18 protein-coding genes are annotated in these 19,025 nt (G+C 47.2%); 15 read left to right on the top strand and 3 right to left on the bottom strand.

What is annotated here, in order from left to right; genetic code table 11:
- Positions 1–54: 54 nt before the first annotated feature.
- From KNO73_RS02780 to KNO73_RS02805, 6 genes are all read left to right on the top strand, one after another.
- Positions 55–2,247: an FtsK/SpoIIIE family DNA translocase gene (locus KNO73_RS02780; protein WP_215112009.1), complete on the top strand. Its 2,193-nt coding sequence runs from the start codon at positions 55–57 to the stop codon at positions 2,245–2,247.
- A gap of 401 nt (positions 2,248–2,648) precedes the next feature.
- Positions 2,649–3,368: a GntR family transcriptional regulator gene (locus KNO73_RS02785; RefSeq protein ID WP_078146731.1), complete on the top strand. Its 720-nt coding sequence runs from the start codon at positions 2,649–2,651 to the stop codon at positions 3,366–3,368.
- A 130-nt stretch (positions 3,369–3,498) separates the two neighbouring features.
- Positions 3,499–4,584 carry a BMP family lipoprotein gene (locus KNO73_RS02790; RefSeq protein ID WP_078147920.1) on the top strand — a complete coding sequence of 362 codons (1,086 nt, stop codon included), beginning with the start codon at positions 3,499–3,501 and terminating at the stop codon, positions 4,582–4,584.
- Positions 4,585–4,647: 63 nt separating this feature from the next.
- Positions 4,648–6,174: an ABC transporter ATP-binding protein gene (locus tag KNO73_RS02795; RefSeq protein WP_078146732.1), complete on the top strand. Its 1,527-nt coding sequence runs from the start codon at positions 4,648–4,650 to the stop codon at positions 6,172–6,174.
- Complete coding sequence (locus KNO73_RS02800) at positions 6,171–7,235, top strand: ABC transporter permease (RefSeq protein ID WP_047795404.1); 1,065 nt, start codon at positions 6,171–6,173, stop codon at positions 7,233–7,235. Before KNO73_RS02795 ends, KNO73_RS02800 begins: the two co-directional genes overlap by 4 nt.
- On the top strand, positions 7,232–8,191 hold the full coding sequence (locus tag KNO73_RS02805) for an ABC transporter permease (protein ID WP_015881445.1): 960 nt from the start codon (positions 7,232–7,234) through the stop codon (positions 8,189–8,191). The genes KNO73_RS02800 and KNO73_RS02805 overlap by 4 nt, the downstream gene beginning before the upstream one ends.
- Positions 8,192–8,350: 159 nt before the next feature.
- Here KNO73_RS02805 and KNO73_RS02810 read toward each other — a convergent pair whose 3' ends face one another.
- The gene (locus tag KNO73_RS02810; RefSeq protein ID WP_015881446.1) at positions 8,351–8,599 is read right to left on the bottom strand and encodes a ferredoxin; all 249 of its coding nucleotides are present in this window, start codon (positions 8,597–8,599) and stop codon (positions 8,351–8,353) included.
- A gap of 142 nt (positions 8,600–8,741) precedes the next feature.
- Between KNO73_RS02810 and KNO73_RS02815 the strand changes: the two genes are divergently transcribed.
- The 7 genes from KNO73_RS02815 to KNO73_RS02845 all read left to right on the top strand — a co-directional run bounded on the left by KNO73_RS02815 (position 8,742) and on the right by KNO73_RS02845 (position 15,489).
- Entirely contained in the window at positions 8,742–9,764 is a 1,023-nt protein-coding gene (locus tag KNO73_RS02815) for a YpbB family protein (RefSeq protein ID WP_214731020.1), read from the top strand.
- Entirely contained in the window at positions 9,748–11,175 is a 1,428-nt protein-coding gene (locus KNO73_RS02820; RefSeq protein ID WP_240499808.1) for a RecQ family ATP-dependent DNA helicase, read from the top strand. The genes KNO73_RS02815 and KNO73_RS02820 overlap by 17 nt, the downstream gene beginning before the upstream one ends.
- A gap of 41 nt (positions 11,176–11,216) precedes the next feature.
- Positions 11,217–11,417 (top strand): hypothetical protein, encoded by a 201-nt coding sequence (locus tag KNO73_RS02825; protein ID WP_015881449.1) that lies wholly within the window; start codon positions 11,217–11,219, stop codon positions 11,415–11,417.
- Between the two features lie 130 nt (positions 11,418–11,547).
- Positions 11,548–12,411, top strand: a complete 864-nt coding sequence (locus tag KNO73_RS02830; protein WP_078146734.1) for a MerR family transcriptional regulator — start codon at positions 11,548–11,550, stop codon at positions 12,409–12,411.
- Positions 12,412–12,471: 60 nt separating this feature from the next.
- Positions 12,472–13,050, top strand: coding sequence for an adaptor protein MecA (locus KNO73_RS02835; RefSeq protein WP_015881451.1), 579 nt, complete (start codon positions 12,472–12,474; stop codon positions 13,048–13,050).
- Positions 13,051–13,147: 97 nt separating this feature from the next.
- Positions 13,148–14,074, top strand: a complete 927-nt coding sequence (locus tag KNO73_RS02840; protein ID WP_078146735.1) for a D-alanine--D-alanine ligase — start codon at positions 13,148–13,150, stop codon at positions 14,072–14,074.
- Positions 14,075–14,220: 146 nt separating this feature from the next.
- Positions 14,221–15,489 (top strand): Glu/Leu/Phe/Val family dehydrogenase, encoded by a 1,269-nt coding sequence (locus KNO73_RS02845; RefSeq protein ID WP_015881453.1) that lies wholly within the window; start codon positions 14,221–14,223, stop codon positions 15,487–15,489.
- A gap of 39 nt (positions 15,490–15,528) precedes the next feature.
- Here KNO73_RS02845 and KNO73_RS02850 read toward each other — a convergent pair whose 3' ends face one another.
- Positions 15,529–16,509 carry a YpdA family putative bacillithiol disulfide reductase gene (locus KNO73_RS02850; protein WP_078146736.1) on the bottom strand — a complete coding sequence of 327 codons (981 nt, stop codon included), beginning with the start codon at positions 16,507–16,509 and terminating at the stop codon, positions 15,529–15,531.
- A gap of 51 nt (positions 16,510–16,560) precedes the next feature.
- The gene (locus KNO73_RS02855; protein WP_015881455.1) at positions 16,561–17,532 is read right to left on the bottom strand and encodes an asparaginase; all 972 of its coding nucleotides are present in this window, start codon (positions 17,530–17,532) and stop codon (positions 16,561–16,563) included.
- Between the two features lie 107 nt (positions 17,533–17,639).
- Between KNO73_RS02855 and prsW the strand changes: the two genes are divergently transcribed.
- Complete coding sequence (gene prsW, locus KNO73_RS02860) at positions 17,640–18,296, top strand: glutamic-type intramembrane protease PrsW (RefSeq protein ID WP_078146737.1); 657 nt, start codon at positions 17,640–17,642, stop codon at positions 18,294–18,296.
- Positions 18,297–18,311: 15 nt separating this feature from the next.
- Positions 18,312–18,977 carry a flagellar brake protein gene (locus tag KNO73_RS02865; RefSeq protein WP_078146738.1) on the top strand — a complete coding sequence of 222 codons (666 nt, stop codon included), beginning with the start codon at positions 18,312–18,314 and terminating at the stop codon, positions 18,975–18,977.
- The last annotated feature ends 48 nt before the right edge of the window (positions 18,978–19,025 follow it).

Here is a 19,025-nt window from a genome sequence, read left to right on the forward strand (position 1 = left end):
AGAGTGAGGCAAAAGTCATCTGACTTTTGCCTTCTTTTTTTAGGAGGAACTGATGTGGCTCAAAAAACAAGAAAGACTCCCGTAAAGCGAAAGCGACCAGCGACGCGAAATACGAGGAACCGTAAAAAACAACCGATTGCGCCACGTACATATGGGTGGGGCATCTTTGTCCTCGCCATTGTCGCATTCGTATTTGCCTTATTTGATTTAGGGTGGATCGGACAACAGTTGTCCGATTTATCCGTCTATCTTTTCGGAGGATGGGGTGCGCTCACTTACTTGATGATGGCAGTCTTGTTATGGATCGTACTCACTCCGATGAAGCCGATGCGACGAGCGGGACTATTCGCGATGCTCGCCTCGTTCTTACTATTTGGAGACTTACTTTGGGGAGAGGCGAGGGGTGGCATCAATGGCACTTTTTATAACTTGAACCAATATTTATTCTCTGACTTCGGGATTGTCTTCTTAGGAATCGTCTGCTTCCTTGTCGGTGTCTCGCTCTATGCCCCGACGATTTGGGGGACGCTCTATCATCGAATGCAGGAATCTGTAACAGCCGTCAGAAAAGAATGGCAAGCCAGACCGAAAGTAGAAAAGCAGCTAGAGACGAAACGAACGCGCAAAACGTCACCTCGTCCAAAACAAGAGGAAACGCAGCCGGACGCGGAAGTAGAGTCAGATGTGGTCACGATGCAAGACATTCCAATCGTCGGGTTTAGTGAGAAAGTCGTAGCAGAAAAAAGAGAGACGGAAGATCAACTTCGAACGGATTCTTCGGAGGTCGATTCCACAATCACGACCGAGGAGATGATGATGACTGCGGCCCAAGATGTCTCGGATACATACGAGCTTCCGCCATTCTCGAATTTGAAAGAGCCCGTCATTACGGATTTGTCTGGTGAGAATGCACGATTGAAAGAAAATGCATCCAAACTTGTAAAGACGCTTAAGTCATTCGGGGTCGGTGTCAAAGTGTTAAAGATTCACCTTGGTCCAACCGTCACAAAATATGAACTACAACCGGATATCGGTGTGAAAGTCAGTCGCATCACCTCATTAAGTGATGATTTGGCATTGGCGCTCGCTGCAAAAGATATTCGGATTGAAGCTCCGATTCCGGGTAAAGCCGCTATTGGTATTGAAGTGCCGAACCAGGAGGTCGCACCGGTATGCTTACGTGAAGTACTGGAAGCGGAGCCGGTGAAACAAGATGGCTCGAAGTTGCTCGTCGCACTCGGTCGGAGTATCAGTGGCGAGACGGTTGGGATTTCTCTCAATAAAATGCCGCATCTGCTTGTAGCAGGTTCGACAGGGTCAGGTAAATCTGTCTGTATCAACGGCATGATCGTGTCACTCTTGATGCGTTCTCGTCCGGATGAGGTCCGACTCATGATGATTGATCCGAAGATGGTCGAGTTGAACGTCTATAACGGAGTGCCACACCTGTTGACACCGGTCGTCACGGATCCGAAAAAAGCCGCCCAGGCACTGAAGCAGGTCGTCGCAGAAATGGAACGGCGGTATGAACTGTTTAGTCGATATGGAGTTCGCAATATCGAAGGGTACAATGAACTCGTCGATCAGTCGGATGACGAGGATGCGAAACGTTTACCGTTCATCGTTGTAATCGTCGATGAATTGGCGGACTTGATGATGGTGGCATCAAATGACGTCGAAGATGCCATCATGCGACTTGCACAAATGGCACGGGCTGCGGGTATTCATATGGTCCTCGCGACACAGCGCCCATCTGTCGACGTCATCACAGGAGTCATCAAGGCGAACATTCCGTCCCGCATCGCCTTTGCCGTCTCTTCTCAAACCGATTCAAGGACCATCCTTGATGGTGGGGGGGCGGAAAAGTTGCTTGGACGCGGTGACATGTTGATGCTTGCAAACGGAATGAACAAGCCGGTCCGTGTACAAGGTGCATTCGTCTCCGATCAAGAAGTCGAGACGGTCGTCAATCATGTTATCGCGCAACAACGTGCGCAATATGTGGAAGCGATGATGCCAAAAGAAGAGGAAGTGACGACGATTGATTCGGATGATTCATTGTTCGGAGAAGTCGTGCAATTCGTCATGACACAAGAAACGGCATCAACTTCGATGATTCAACGCAGATTCCGAATCGGGTATAATCGTGCCGCCCGTTTGATTGACTCACTTGAGGAAGCGGGGTATGTCGGTCCATCAGAAGGTTCGAAACCGAGGAAAGTACTCATTCAAGAACAAACAGAATAATAATAAAAAACGAACGATTATATATCAGTATATATAATCGTTCGTTTTTTATGCCATTTATACGATATGGAAATATTCGCTCTATCCTTAGATGTTCGCTATAATATAAATGTAATATAGCACATATGTCCTATATACTGAATTAGTACATACTTTTAAAAACTACTGAAACGCTTACATTTTTTAATAACGTTTACATTTTACAAAAGTTTTTCAATGGGGATGAAAATGAGTAAATTGGACTCAAAGGTACGGTTCGGCATGTTCCGAAAAAATATTTCCCTGATTCCGAACAAAAACTATTGCGTTCTAATTCTCGAATCCCTATACTTAATATTGGCAAGGACATTCATACGTCAGATGTCTGAGCACTGGTAAGTAAATTAAAGGTGGTGAGGCCAATGTCGATTAAGCTCGATCATCGATTGCTCTATCTTCGAGTGATTGAGAAAATTAAGCAAGATATCGACGCTGGTGTCTATCGTGAAGGGGAGAAGTTACCTTCAGAATTTGAACTTTCGAAGCAACTTGGAGTCAGTCGAGCGACACTTCGCGAAGCGCTCCGGATTCTCGAAGATGAGAAATTTGTCGTGCGAAAGCATGGGGTAGGAACATTTATCAGTTCTAAACCGCCATTCACGTCAGGAATTGAGGAATTGTTCAGTGTCACTGACATGATCACACGAGCGAAGATGACACCGGGAACGAAAGTATTGGTGGCCGAGAAAGTGTTGGCAACAGAGAGAGAAGCCGAGCGTCTCAAGATTGAGCCGAACTCACCGATTTATCGAATTGTACGAATTCGATATGCGGACGACACACCGGTTGTGTATTGTGTCGATAAAGTGCCGGCCCATCTCGTCTCGAATCCTGAGGCATTGACTGAAGGGAAATCTTTGTTTGATTCTCTCGAAAAAGAGGTAGGACGTCGAGTCGCTTATGCGATCACGCACATCGAACCGAGTGTCAGCGCTGAAATCTCGTCACAACTTCAGACGGACCAACCGTTACTCGCTTTAAAACAATTGCATTATGATGAGAGTGATTTACCATTACTCGATTCGGCCAACTTTTTCCGTGCTGATCGATTCGACTTCCATGTCGTACGTAAACGAGTTTAAACGAGCAGTTTCTGGACGGAAGAGTTATTTTTGGGTAATAGCGTGAAAGCGCTTTCTTATACCGGTGTAAAGACTACTGATAACATGACAACAAAAATTGTTATGAACCGAAAGGGGAAACACGACGATGATGAACAAAAAGAAAACGATTCTCTCAGCTTTAGCAGCAGGACTCACACTCTCTACAGTACTCGCAGCATGCGGTGGAGATGACAACGAAGGCTCATCTTCAAACGGTGAAGGCGGAGAAGGTAGCGACTTCAAAGTTGCAATGGTCACGGATACTGGTGGTGTTGATGACAAGTCATTCAACCAATCAGCTTGGGAAGGTTTGAAAAAGTTTGGTGAAGAAAATAGCTTAACTGAAAACGAAGGATACAAATATCTTCAATCAGCAAAACAAGCAGACTATCAGCCTAACTTGCAACAATTGGCACGTGATCAATTTGATTTGATCTACGGAATCGGTTTCTTGATGGCAGAGGATATTGGAAAAGTTGCAGAACAATTCCCTGATAACAACTTTGCAATCGTTGACTCGGTTGTAGATGCACCGAACGTTGCTTCAATCACGTTTAAGGAACAAGAAGGTTCATTCCTCGTAGGTGTAGTAGCTGGTCTTACAACGACGACTGATAAAGTTGGTTTCATCGGTGGAGTAGAATCAGACTTAATCAAGAAGTTTGAAAATGGATTTAAAGCTGGTGTAATGGCTGTAAACCCTGATGCGACAATCGACGTAAAATATGCTGAAGACTTCAACTCAGCTGAAAAAGGAACTGCAATTGCGTCAGGTATGTATGGATCAGGATCTGATATCATCTATCACGCAGCTGGTGGTACAGGTGTAGGTGTATTCACTGAAGCGAAAAACCGTAAGAAAAACGGTGAAGAAGTTTGGGTCATCGGGGTTGACCGTGACCAGTACGAAGAAGGTCTTCCAGAGAACGTTACTCTTACGTCAATGGTTAAACGTGTAGATACAGCGACACTCGAAGTGTCGAAAATGGCAATGGACGGTAAGTTCCCAGCTGGTGAAGTGGTTGAATTCTCACTTAAAGATGAAGGTGTAGGAATCGCACCAACTTCTGAAGAAAACGTTGCTGCAGACGTGCTCACTAAAGTTGATGAGTATCGTCAACAAATCATCGATGGTGATGTTGTTGCACCAGCAACTGACGCTGAGTTCGAAGAGTTCATGAAAAACGTAAAATAATTCATTTGAGTATAGGGGGGACCCACGTGGTCTCCCTTTACTTAAAGTTAGGGGTGAACTTCCTTGGAATATGTAATTGAAATGCTAAATATTCGCAAAGAGTTCGGTACGTTCGTCGCGAACGACAATATCACACTCCAATTGCGTAAAGGTGAAATCCATGCGCTTTTAGGAGAAAACGGGGCCGGGAAATCAACGCTCATGAACGTGTTATTTGGTCTCTATCAGCCTGAAGGTGGAGAGATTCGCGTACACGGAAAGAAAGTGGATATTGAAAATCCGAACATCGCCAACGAACTTGGAATTGGAATGGTCCACCAACACTTTATGTTGGTTGAAAAATTCACAGTCACTGAAAACATCATTCTGGGTCTTGAACCGAAGAGTGGGGTCACAATTGATCGCGCCACAGCTCGGAAGAAGGTCATGGACATTTCAGAGCAATACGGACTTAAAATCGATCCTGATGCGAAGATTGAAGATATTTCAGTCGGCATGCAACAACGTGTTGAAATCTTGAAGACGCTCTATCGTGGAGCAGATATTTTGATTTTCGATGAACCGACGGCAGTGTTGACACCACAAGAGATTCAAGAACTTATCCAAATTATGAAACGTCTGATTGCTGAAGGTAAGTCGATCATCTTGATTACGCACAAGCTGAAGGAAATCATGCAAGTTGCGGACCGCTGTACTGTCATTCGTCGTGGACGCTACATTGGAACGGTCGAGGTCGACGAGACGGTAAATGAAGACAGTTTAGCTGAAATGATGGTTGGTCGCGAAGTAAACTTTGATGCAGAATATTCGAAAGCCGATCCACAACAAGTCGTTCTCGACGTTCAAAACCTCGTCGTCAAAGATGGTCGCGGTTTGAAAGTCGTTGAAGGATTGGATTTACAGATTCGTGCTGGAGAAGTACTTGGAATTGCCGGAATTGACGGGAATGGTCAGACGGAGTTGATTGAAGCCATTTCAGGTTTGAAAAAGCCGGAGTCTGGTAAAGTGTTGCTCAACGGAAAAGATGTCACAGGACACACGCCGCGTAAGATGACCGAGGCAGGGATCGGACACATCCCGCAAGATCGTCATAAACACGGACTTGTTCTTGACTACTCGATTCGTGACAACATGGTACTTCAAACGTACTATAAAGAACCGTTCTCGAAACGAGGTCTCATGAACTATAAAGCTGTGGCTGAGAAGGCGAAGGCGTTGATTGAGAAGTTTGACGTCCGAACTCCATCAATTGATGTTCCAGCGCGTGCTCTCTCGGGAGGGAACCAACAGAAAGCAATCATTGCACGTGAAGTCGATCGCTCACCAGACTTACTCATCGCCGCTCAACCGACTCGTGGTCTCGACGTAGGTGCGATTGAATTTATTCACGAGCAGCTTATTAAAGAACGTGAAAAAGGACGCGCCGTCTTACTCATCTCGTTTGAACTTGATGAGATTTTACACGTATCCGACCGTATCGCTGTTCTCTACGAAGGAAAAATTGTAGGGATTCGTGATCCGAAAGAGACGACGGAGCAAGAGCTAGGCTTCTTGATGGCCGGCGGTAAGAGAGGGGACGAAACAGAATGAAAAAATTAAGTTTAAACCAACTTCTCATTCCATTCCTATCCATCATTTTAGGACTACTCGTCGGGGCTATCGTCATGTTGATTGGTGGGTACGACCCGGTTCAAGGGTTTATCTCGTTATTTGAAGGAATGTTTGGTAGTCCGTATGCCGTCGGTGAAACATTACGTGCTGCAGCCCCGCTCATCTTCTCGGGTCTTGCGGTTGCATTCGCCTTCCGTACAGGACTATTCAACATCGGGGTAGAAGGACAAGTGTTGATCGGCTGGGTCGCAGCCGTTTATGTAGGGATTAACTTCGACTTACCGATGTTCATCCATTTACCGCTCGCGCTCCTCGCGGCAATGGTCGCAGCTGCGATTTGGGCGTTCGTTCCTGGATTCTTGAAAGCGAAGTTTTACGTGCATGAAGTCATCACGTCAATCATGATGAACTATATCGCGCTATACACGACGAACGCGATATTGCGTAGCGTTATCGGCGTAACGAACGAGCGTACAGAGTCAATCAACGACTCGGCGTCTCTCGCCTCGCCATGGCTCCAAGAGTTGACGACGTATTCACGTCTTCACTGGGGTGTGCTTGTCGCAGTACTTGCGGCAATCGTGTACTACTATATCCTTCAACGTACGACACTCGGTTATGAGTTACGTGCCGTCGGATTCAACAAACATGCATCACAATACGCAGGGATGAGCGTCAACCGTAACATCGTCCTATCGTTCGTCATCTCTGGTATGTTCGCCGGTCTCGCTGGTGCGATGGAAGGTCTCGGAACATTCGGCAGTATGACCCTCTCGGCATCGTTCACTGGTGTCGGATTTGACGGGATTGCCGTCGCCCTACTCGGTGCGAACACTGCGATCGGAGTCATTTTAGCAGCGATTCTCTTCGCAGGGTTGAACATCGGTGGATTGGCAATGCAGCTCGGTGCGAACGTACCATCTGAGCTCGTCAAAGTCATCATCGCAGCCATCGTCATCTTTGTAGCGTCTGGATATGCGATCAACTATGTCGTTGAGAAACTTAAAGGAAATCGTAAGAAAGGAGTGGAGAAAAAATGAACTTCTTAGAAGTCCTTTATATCGTCGTACCGGTTGCGCTTGCCTATGCGACTCCACTCATTATCGCAGCACTTGGTGGAATCTTCAGTGAACGTTCTGGTGTCGTCAACATCGCCCTTGAAGGAATCATGGTCATCGGTGCCGCGACAGGAATCATCACGACGCTCACCTTGACTGATTTAGGTGTTGGTGCCTCTAGCCCATGGATTGCCTTGCTTGTCGCCATGGTCGTCGGCGCGTTGTTCTCCCTCTTCTTGGCCGTTCCTGCCATCCTTTGGCGTGCGGATCAGACGGTTCTCGGGGTGGCGATCAACATGCTCGCTATCGGTCTCGCCATCTTCGTCGTACGTGTTCTTTACAACAAAGGACAGACCGACTTTATCGAGTACCGGATCGCAAAAGAAAATGTACCCTTTTTATCCGATATTCCCGTGTTGAAGATGTTCTTTATCAACGTCCAATACACGTCGTTCGTTGCGATCGCCTTGGCGTTCGTTGTGTGGTTCGTCATCTTCAAGACGCCGTTTGGACTTCGTCTTCGTTCGGTCGGAGAACATCCGATGGCGGCTGATACGATGGGAATCAACGTCACGAAAATGCGCTTCATGGGCGTCATGCTCTCTGGTGCGTTTGGTGGTCTTGCCGGAGCGGTTTATGCTGTGACGGTCACGACGAACTTCAGCGGAACGACCATCGTTGGTCAAGGGTTCTTGGCGATTGCCGCAATGATTTTCGGTAAATGGAATCCGCTCGGTGCGCTTGGTGCCGGATTGTTCTTTGGATTCGCTCAAGCCCTCTCGATCATCGGAAGCAACTTGCCGGTCATCAATAACGTGCCGCAACTCTTGCTCTTGATTGCACCATACGCCCTCACGATTCTCGCTCTCGCTGGACTCGTTGGTCGTGCGGATGCGCCGAAGTCAGTCGGTATCCCATATATTAAAGGGAAACGTTAATTCGAGATAGGACATATGTCCATTTCGTCTAGGTTGTTTGGTGCTTAAGCCAAACAACCTTTTTTGATATACTTGTCTAGAGATGTCATGATTAGACTCGGTTACATGCGAAAACACAAAAAAGACATATCAGTCACAGGACCGATATGTCTTTCACGATTATTCGAATTTTAAAGCGTCGCCGTCAAACGACTCGTCCGCTACTTTGATCGAGTCTGTCGGACAGCCCTCGAATGCATCCATCATGTCTTCGTATAGCTCATCTGGGATTTCAACAGTACCTGTGTTGTCATCCATCAAGTTGAACGCAAGACCTTCATCATCATAATCGTAAATATCTGGTGCTGCCGCGCCGCAAGCTCCGCATGCGATACATGTATCTTTATCGACGATTGTAAATTTTGCCATGATAATAACCCTCCAAACGGTTCGTTTCTCTTAGAAATCATTCTACTGACTATGAGTAATTGTAGTCTACATACCCAATTATTTCAATGAGGAAACGAGCGTCTTTTTGGTAGGATAATGATTTTTTTAAGGAAGTGACGATTTGGTTCATTTAGCGGATGGAGTTCTACTGCTGGCCATTAAACGATTAAATGGAGAACGGAGTGAGCGAAGTCTCTACCATGTCCTAAATGGGAAGCGCTCGGCCACGACGCTACAGGACGCATTTTTTTATGACTTAGAGCCTCTTTTTGGACAGTTTCCACAAACGACTTATTCGTATGAATCTGTCCTGAAACAACTTGAGAAACGAGGATGGCTCGACCGTAAACGATTCAGATTGACAGAGGCGGGAGAAATGCTGGCTTCACCTGAATCGGTCGAGCAACTATTCAATCGGTTGGGCGGGGAACGCCGTGATTTTAACGCGACCACGTGGAAACGCTTGAGTTTGTTCGTGCAGACTTTCATGTCAAAAGAACATGCCCGGACATTCTATCCGGTACAAGCCGATCATCCAGCAGAGCAATGGGTCAAGCAGTTGTTACATCTTGATCGGGATTGGAAAGCGCTCATGCGAACGTTTCATCAAGAGATTGAACAAGCACTTGAACAAATCGGGGACCCGTATGCGACGGCCGTCGTCTATCGATTCACAGGAGCGTTTGAGACGGGTCTGACGTACGAACAAATCGCCAGCCTGCTTCATGTTGATGCCGAGACGGCTCGTTTATATTTTTTGGCCGGATGGAACGAACTGTTAATGGTCTTGCCGGATGATGCCAAACTACGGGGATTTACGTACGGCTTATCGACGGACCGGATGACCTATTCAGCACGTGAGTCATATGAGTTGTTCTTAAAGGGATACACGTTCCAACAGGTTCAAGCGAAACGGCGTTTACGTACGAGTACGATTGAAGACCATGTCGTCGAGATGGCGATGTATTTAGAAGTCTTCCCGCTCGAACAATTTGTACCGATGGAGGATGTGGTCACGATTGAAGAGTTGCGGCATCCGGATAGCTGGGCGTTGAAACCGGTATTTGAGAAAATGGGACGTGTCAGTTATTTTCAAATTCGACTTGTCTTCGCCAGACTGAAACGAGGTGAGAGTTTTGTATGAAGCGACATTAAAACGAGTGTTCGGGTATGAATCGTTTCGTCCTGGGCAACACGACATCATACATGCCGTGATCGAAGGGCAGGATGTATTGGCCGTCATGCCGACGGGGGCGGGAAAATCGCTGACGTTCCAACTTCCTTCTTATATTAAAAATCAAGGGCTCACGGTGATTGTCTCGCCATTACTCTCACTCATTGAGGACCAGATGCTGCATATACGAGAACGGGGAGAGCGTGGTGTCGCTCGTTTGACGTCGATGGAATCGGCTGAAGAGAAGCAGGACATCATCAACCATTTGAAACGTTACCGTTTTTTATATCTTTCACCCGAACAATTGGCCGTTCCTTATGTGACGCGTGCTCTGGCGAATGTGAAAATTCAAATGCTCGTCATTGACGAGGCGCACTGTATCTCACAATGGGGGCATGAGTTCCGTCCTGAGTATGCGCGTTTAGGTGAGTTGCGAAAACAGATTGGGAGCCCTCAGTGTATGGCGGTCACGGCGACGGCGCCAGAAGGCGTGAAACAGGACATCATTGAAAAGCTGGCACTGTTCTCACCTGAACAATTCGTCCACTCTGCCAATCGTCCGGAAATCCGATTGTTGGTTGAACGGTTGGAAAAAGAGAAGAAACTTGAGCGATTGAAAGAGTTGATTCAAGAGATTCCCAAACCTGCAGTCGTTTACACGGCGACCCGTCGCGAGGCAGAGGCGTTAGCCTTTGAGCTAGAGGATGCATTGTTTTACCATGGAGGCATGTCTACGGAAGACAGGCGACTCGTGCAGTCCCAGTTTTTACGGGACGAAGTGTCGGTCATGGTATGCACGAGTGCGTTCGGGATGGGTGTGAACAAAGACAACGTCCGTTCTGTCGTTCATTTTCAGTTGCCGGCAACAGTCGAGGCATACATGCAGGAAATCGGACGAGCGGGGCGTGACGGACAACCCGCATTCGCGGTCCTTCTATATGCCGATGGCGACGAACGCATCCAGCAATTTTTAATCGACGGACAGTACCCGAAAGACGAGGACATGCGACTAGCCTATTTTGAACGTGAGAACGGGACGTCGTTCGCGCAACTACCAAGGTTGTTACGCATGAATGAAGAAGACCCGAAGTTTCTCCTGCTGAAGCAATTGTTGACAGAACGTTCGCTTCAAGAAGCACTCGATTGGGTAAAGGAAAGAAAGCGTGATCGGTATCGTCAACTCGGACAGATGATGGATTATGCCCTCATCCGGACATGCCGACGCGATTACTTGCTTCGTTATTTTTCCGAACAAACGGTCGACCAAGAAGAATGCTGTGATGTTTGTGGGCCGATTCCGTTCCCGGATACACCGCAAATCGTCCGAAAAAATGTGACAGAATGGAAAATTCGGTTGACGCAAATCTTTTCCTTTGAATAATATCATAGTAAAATGATAAAAAAGGTAAAGGAGGGCATACGTTGCGACATCGGAATCAGGCGGATTCTTTACGCGAGCAATTGGCGGACACGTTGCCGTCTCGAGCTGAGAGGCAAGAGGGCGAACGGAAGAGGAAGTTAAATGATAACTGGATGAAGCGCCCGTTGGCGATGACATTAACCTTCGCCATGCTAGCGATTATTCTCATTTTCATATATATCGGGCGACACGCCATATTTTAAACTAGGTGCGAACAGAGTTCGCATCTTTTTTTTATTCTTAAAAAATTCTCGATTGCACAATAAAAGGGGTAAACCTCTTGCGTTGAGGATATACTTATATCATAAGAACGAGTAAGAGAGGAGGGCGGAGATGCCGAAATACTCCATCAAGACCGTGGCGACCTTGACAGGCGTCAATCCGACGACCATTCGCGCTTGGGAACGTCGCTATCAGTTTATCGTGCCGAGCCGAACGGAATCCGGTCACCGCCTGTATTCAGATCAGGATGTTGAAAAAATCAAATGGGTCGTGAACAAGCAGAAAGAAGGGCTTTCTGTCTCACAAGCCATTCAACAACTTCATCAAGCGCCTGAACCAGAACCGACAACGGCCAAACTATATGATGAAGAATTGAAAGACGGGCTGCTCCATGCGTTGCTCTCATTTGATGAACGGACAGCTCATGATTTGATCAATCGTGCGTTTAATACGTTCAGTTTTGAAAAAGTGACGAAGGATGTGATTGGGCCACTGCTCATGGAAATCGGTTCACGATGGGAGAATGGCTCGATTACTATTGCCCACGAGCATTTCGCCACGGCATTTTTACGAGCGCGACTTTCGACGCTGTCCCTTCAGATGCCGATGAACCCCTTCCTGCCACGTATCACTTGTGTCTGTGCACCTGGGGAGATGCATGAGATCGGATTATTGTTTGTCACGCTCTATTTGCGTCAACATGGATACGACGTCATCTTTTTGGGAGCGGGTTTCCCGAAAGAAGATTTGAGTAAAGCGTTACATGATATCGACACGTCTTGTCTCATCTTCGCATGTACGTTGACTGAGCATATTCCGAACTTGTTAGAGGCGATGGATTATATTCAAAACGAGCATCCTGACTTAAAAATTGGTACAGGTGGATATGCGGTCAGCCTGGAGAGAGGTCGATTCAATGGGTCATTTCTTGGCGACACTCCTGAAGAGTGGACAAAATGGTTATCAACTATTTGACACGGGATGAAAACGGGAGTAGCTTATTATTAGGATTGACTATTCACTGGAGGTTTTCGATTGAGATTTGAAAAACAAACAAAAGAACATCTTCGTGTATATGTGACTGCGAATGAGCTCTCGTTACGTGGAATCGCCATCGATACGATCGTGGGGGAAAACGGTCAGCAGCTGTGGAAAGAACTTCTTGAAACAGCAGAAAGTGAGTACGGATTTTCACCGCAAGGAGCGGTTGATTTGAATGTGACAATGTTTCCTCGCGATGGACTCGTCATCGATGTTCAAAAAGGTGAAGCGATTGCTGAGCTCGATGTCGAACAGGTCGAGATTCGATTGACGATTGACGTGATCCATCATTTGATTTATCAGTTCGATGACATTGAAGATGTGATCAACGCCTCGATTCGTCTGTTCCCGCATATACATGAAACCGAGCAGGGTGGGACGCTTTATCATTACAACGGTCGTTACTATCTTCACTTCGTTGAGGTGCTTCCTTCGCAGGTAGAAGAACGACTCGCGGCCATTTTGTCCGAGTACGGCAAGACGACTACGGTCAGCCCGTACGTTATGATGGAATACGGAAAGACGATTCAAACTGAACAAGCCGTGAAAGAGCTGTACGATGCATTCGCATGAGTACGGCTTTTTTTACTTTTCTGTTCCTATTGTTTTTAGGATGTCCGTGTTATGATTAGACTTGAATTTTCAGTAGTTAGTTGAAGGAGAGATTGGAATGAAAGTCGCTGTTTTATATGGTGGAGTGTCAGGAGAACGAGAGGTATCCCTCACGAGCGGGCAAGGAATGATAGAAGCGTTGACGGAACGTGGTCATGAGGTCACGTCCATTGACTTTCATCCGGAACGTGCAAACGAGTTATTAACGATGGACGTCGATGTCGTCGTCAGTGCGTTGCACGGGAAGTATGGTGAAGATGGTCGTGTGCAATCGTTATTAGAAATGGCTGGGATTCCTTACACGGGATCAGGTGTCTTGGCATCTGCACTGGCGATGGACAAGGCGAGAGCGAAGATCATCTTCGCGGCATCCGGGATCCGCGTCGCGCGTGACGTCTTAATCGAGTCACGGGAATCGATCGATGCAAAAGTCGCTGAGTGGGGGATGGAATTCCCATGTGTCGTCAAACCAGCGCAGGAAGGATCGTCGAACGGTCTGACGATTGCCATGGACGAAGCGATGTTACGTGAAGGAATTGAAAAGGCGTTTGCTTGTGATTCAGCGGTACTTGTTGAACAGTACATCAAAGGGAAAGAGCTGACAGTTCCCGTCATCGGGAACTTCGGGAAAGAAGAGGCTCTTCCTGTCATTGAAATCATTCCAAAAAATGAATTTTACGACTATGAATCGAAGTATACGGAAGGTGGTTCGATTCATGTCTGTCCGGCTGAAATCTCGGACGATTTGACATCAGAGGTTCAACAGGCGGCAGTCCTGGCGCATCGCGCGCTCGGTTGTTCAGGATATTCGCGCTCTGACTTCCTCGTTTCAGAAGAAGGCAAAGCCTACATTTTAGAGACGAATACGCTACCGGGCATGACGCCGCTTAGCCTGTTTCCGGATAGTGCAAAGACAGTCGGAATCTCGTACGGTGAGCTATTGGAACGCTTTATCGAGCTCGCAATTGAGCGCGTAGCGAAGTAAGACATCTGGATCACGTCATCCATCGAGAAAACGCTTTCATTATTTTTGAAAAGCCCTTTCAAATTGAACGCGTATCAGCTATACTTTTAAACGAATACGAGGTTAATTCTTGGGGGAGAATTGACAATTTAGGGGAGGAAACCTTCATGATTACGGATCAAGAAAAAGGTCATCAAAAACGAAAAAACATCTTGGAATCGACACAAGAGGTAATTCACGAAGCTTTAGATAAACTCGGCTATCCAGATGAGATGTACGAGTTATTAAAAGAACCGCTTCGCATGCTGACCGTTCGGATCCCTGTTCGCATGGACGATGGCTCAACGAAGATCTTCACAGGCTATCGCGCTCAACACAATGATGCGGTCGGACCGACTAAAGGGGGAATTCGGTTCCACCCGAGCGTAACGGAGGTAGAAGTCAAAGCATTATCAGTATGGATGAGTTTAAAAGCTGGAATCGTCGACTTGCCTTACGGTGGTGGGAAAGGCGGAATCGTCTGTGACCCACGCGAGATGAGTTTCCGTGAAATCGAACGTTTAAGTCGCGGATACGTCCGGGCCATCAGTCAAATTGTTGGACCTACAAAAGATATCCCGGCTCCGGACGTGTTCACAAACTCACAAATCATGGCATGGATGATGGATGAATACAGTCGCATCGATGAATTCAACTCACCTGGATTCATTACAGGAAAACCGCTCGTTCTTGGTGGATCGCATGGTCGTGAGACAGCGACGGCAAAAGGCGTGGCCATCATGATTCGTGAAGCGGCACTCCGTCGCGGAATCGAATTGAAAGGTGCACGGGTCGTCGTCCAAGGATTCGGAAACGCGGGAAGTTTCCTTTCTAAATTCATGTACGATGCAGGGGCGAAAGTCATTGCAGTCAGTGACGCGTATGGAGCCATCCATGATGAGAACGGTCTCGACATCCCTTACTTGTTAGATCGTCGCGATTCATTCGGTACGATTTCGACATTGTTTAAAAATACGATTTCAAACAAAGAAATGTTAGAGCTCGATTGTGATATTTTGGTTCCGGCTGCGATCGAGAACCAAATTACAGAAGACAATGCGGATGCGATCAAAGCATCGATCGTGGTCGAGGCGGCCAACGGTCCGACGACGAACGAAGCAACGAAAATTTTGACTGAACGTGGAATTCTCCTCGTGCCTGACGTGTTGGCGTCAAGTGGTGGGGTTACGGTGTCATACTTCGAATGGGTACAAAACAACCAAGGTTACTATTGGACGGAAGAAGAAGTTGAGGAGAAACTTGAAAAAGTACTCGTTCACTCGTTCAATACGGTATACAATACATCTTCGGCCCGTAAAGTCGATATGCGTCTCGCCGCTTACATGGTCGGTGTACGCAAAATGGCGGAAGCCTCACGTTTCCGTGGGTGGGTCTAATCAAAAAAAGTTCGGTCAACTCAAGTTGACCGAACTTTTTTATACGTTAATACGATTTGCGATCGCTTCGGCAATCGCCTTGCCGTGGAATCTACCGTTCTCAATGAAGATCTTGTTCGCATCGTTTCCGGCTGCGACCACGCCAGCAATGAAGAGGTGTTCGACATTTGTTTCAAACGTTTCTTCATCGTACGTCGGGATACCACTTTCTTCATCGATCGCAATGCCTGCACTTTCGAACAGGTGGTGGTCGGGCTGATAACCGGTCATCGCGAAGACATGATCTGCATAGACATGTTTCTCTTCGCCATGTTGACGGTAGTAAACTCCATCATCGGTGATGCGTTCGATTGTCGCCTCAAACTCCATTCGAACTTTCTCATGACGGACGAGTGAGTCGAAGTTTGGGAGGACCCATGGTTTGACGGAAGGGCTATACGAATCACCTCGATAGAGCACCGTCACATAGGCACCGGCCTTTTCGAGTTCGATTGCCGCATCGACAGCGGAATTTTTCCCACCGATGATCGTGACGTGTTGTCGATAATAAGGATGTGCCTCGTTGAAATAGTGATGGACGTGCGGCAACGTTTCGCCAGGCACGTCAAGCAGACGAGGGCGACCATAATAGCCTGTTGCCAATATCACATAGTCCGCTTCCCGAACGGTTTCACCACGTCGTTCATGTCTCGATGTCACGACGAACCGGTCATTCTTTTTATCGACCGACTCGACCGTTTCGAACGGGTAAACGTTTAAACCAGTACGTGTGACGACTTCTCGATAATAGACGAGTGCATCTTGACGACGTGGCTTCAAATCCTTACATATGAACGGAATGTCTCCGATTTCGAGCAGGCTCGCAGACGAGAAGAACGTTTGATGCGTCGGGTACCGATAGATGGCGTCGACGATGTTCCCACGCTCAATCACCGTACAAGAGACTCCAATCTTCTCGAGTTCGATGGCGGCCGAGAGGCCACATGGCCCGGCACCTACAATAATTGCTTGTTTGTTCACTGAATATCACCTCTTTGCTCATTGTAGGGAAGGGGGCGCAGTTGCGCAAGGTTATTGCTGGAAGCTAAAACTATGTTCCATGACTGACTGGGATGAGCCGGACTCGAGTTCAACGAGAAGTCGTAAACGAGCTTTTTGTGAATTCAATCCGTTTGAAAAAATGACACCCATCTCTTTCAGTTGTTTGCCACCCCCATCGTAACCGTAAACATCTTGAACGATTCCGTTGAAGCAACGGCTGACGATCACGACGGGAATCTCTTTGACTAAATGTTCGAGTGCGGATAAGAGGGACGGCGGAACATTCCCTTGTCCTAACACCTCGAGGACGAGTCCGTCGTATCCAAGCGTGATTACAGATTCGAGTAAATCCGGTTCCATGCCTGCGACGACTTTCAATACGGCTACACGTTTTGAAATGGACGAAATCATTTTCGGCTGTCTCGTCGCCGGTTGGCTATAGATGAGTACGTGGTCCTTTGTGACCATACCCACGTTACCGAAGTGTACAGACTTGAATGTGTCGACTGAAGATGTGTGCGTTTTGGTCACGTTAAATGCCGAATGGATCTCACCGTTGAAAACGACAAGCACGCCTTTTCCACGAGCCGCTTCGCTCTTGGCGACGCGAAGCGCTGTGATTAAATTAAATTCCCCGTCCGAACCGACCTCGTTCGAGGACCGCATCGCACCTGTCAACACGATTGGGACAGGCGCACCGAGCGTGATTTGTAAGAAGTAAGCCGTCTCTTCTAATGTATCGGTACCGTGCGTGATGACGACCCCGTCATACGTGTCTTGTGTCAGTTCACGTTGGATGAACTGTGCCAATTCAAGCATCTTCTCTGGAGTCATGTGAGGTGACGGGATATTTGAAAAGTGCTTTGTTGTAATGTGAGCAATATCCGTCGCTTTCGGAAGGGTGGCGTCGATTGGATTGACATCGCTCGGTTCGACGTGTCCTGTGCCGGATTGTGACATGGCGATAGTACCGCCGGTGTGGATCAGTAATAAATGATTCATAAGTGTCCTCCTAATTATTTTTATGAAGATTTCCATTTTCTAGGCGTTCTCTACTTTTTCTTTCAGACAATTCAGTGTATGCTAGGGAGAGAAAGGAGAGATGCATCATGATCGCAATCGCCTTGTCTGCGGTTGCACCTGGGCTCGCCCTTCTTTCCTACTTCTATCTACGCCATGAGTTGGAGGCGGAACCGCTCGGATATGTGATTCGTTCTTTCGTGGCCGGAGCCGTTCTCGTGTTCCCGATCATGTTTATCCAATATGCGTTCGTTGAAGAGGGAGTGCTTACTGGACCGTTTTGGCAGGCGTATGTCGCCACTGCCCTGCTTGAAGAGTTTTTTAAATGGTTTATGATTTATTATACAATATATATACATAAAGTCTTTGATGATTACTACGACGGGATTCTCTACGCGGTCGCCTGCTCATTAGGCTTTGCGACTTTAGAGAATTTTTTATACTTATGGGTGTACGATTCATTAGAAATTGCGATTTGGCGAGCGATCCTGCCTGTGAGCGGTCACGCTTTGTTCGCTGTCGTGATGGGGTACTGTTTGGGGCGAGCGAAGCATTCGGCACGCGAACGGCTCTGGCTGTTCATGGCAATCTTTTCTGCGACGGTCATCCATGGAACGTTTGATTTTATTTTGATACTCGAACCGAATCAAAAGCTTCCTGCCGTGCTTTATATCGTCATTTTATGGACCGTGGCACTTTTACTCGTGCGAGCGGCCAACTTGTCCAATCGTCGACAATTTAAATAAAGGGGAAGAGTCAGTATGTTAAAAGAAGGTCAAGAATTGAGAATCGAAGTGGAAGGGCGTGCAGAGGGGAAAACGAAGATTGCAGCAATAACCGATCAAGTCGTATGGATTGAGTCACCGAGTGACATGACGACGCTCAAAACATTTTTTTTACATGAAGAGGAGGCCATGCGGGTCTTTTTCTTCCAAGGAGACAATCAGCTGTTCGCATTCGACACGAAAGTCGTGAAGCGGATCAGCGATGCCCAAATGACATTACGCTATGCGTTCAATTTGCCAGACGAGAAAAAAATCAAACGGATTCAGCGTCGTGAATATTTACGTGTTCCAGAAATGATTGAAGTGACCGTTCTTGCAGCCGATGGGGAAAGTTTCGAATCGTTCGAAACGACATCTCTTGACATATCTGCTGGGGGGATGAAAATCATCGCCAACCGCGCTCCAATCGAAGTAGATGAGTCCCTGATTGTCGTGTTTCGAATTGAGGATGAGCATGGCTCGCCCCAGAACTTCCGTCTTAAGAGCCGCCTTGTTCGCGTACATAAGCAGGAAGTGAAGCAAGAACTCTCTTTGGCATTCGAAGATTTGACCCCTCGTGACCAAGAGACGATTTTGCGATACTGCTTCCGTGTTCAGCTTGAAGCGCGAAAGCGGACAGGGTCTGTATTTTCTTCAAGATAAAAAACTGTTATGATGTTCTCGGGATTATTGACCGAGAGGAGGAGGGTA

Source organism: Exiguobacterium sp. s83 (genome assembly GCF_018617095.1).
In the GTDB taxonomy this organism is placed as follows: Bacteria; Bacillota; Bacilli; order Exiguobacteriales; family Exiguobacteriaceae; genus Exiguobacterium; species Exiguobacterium profundum.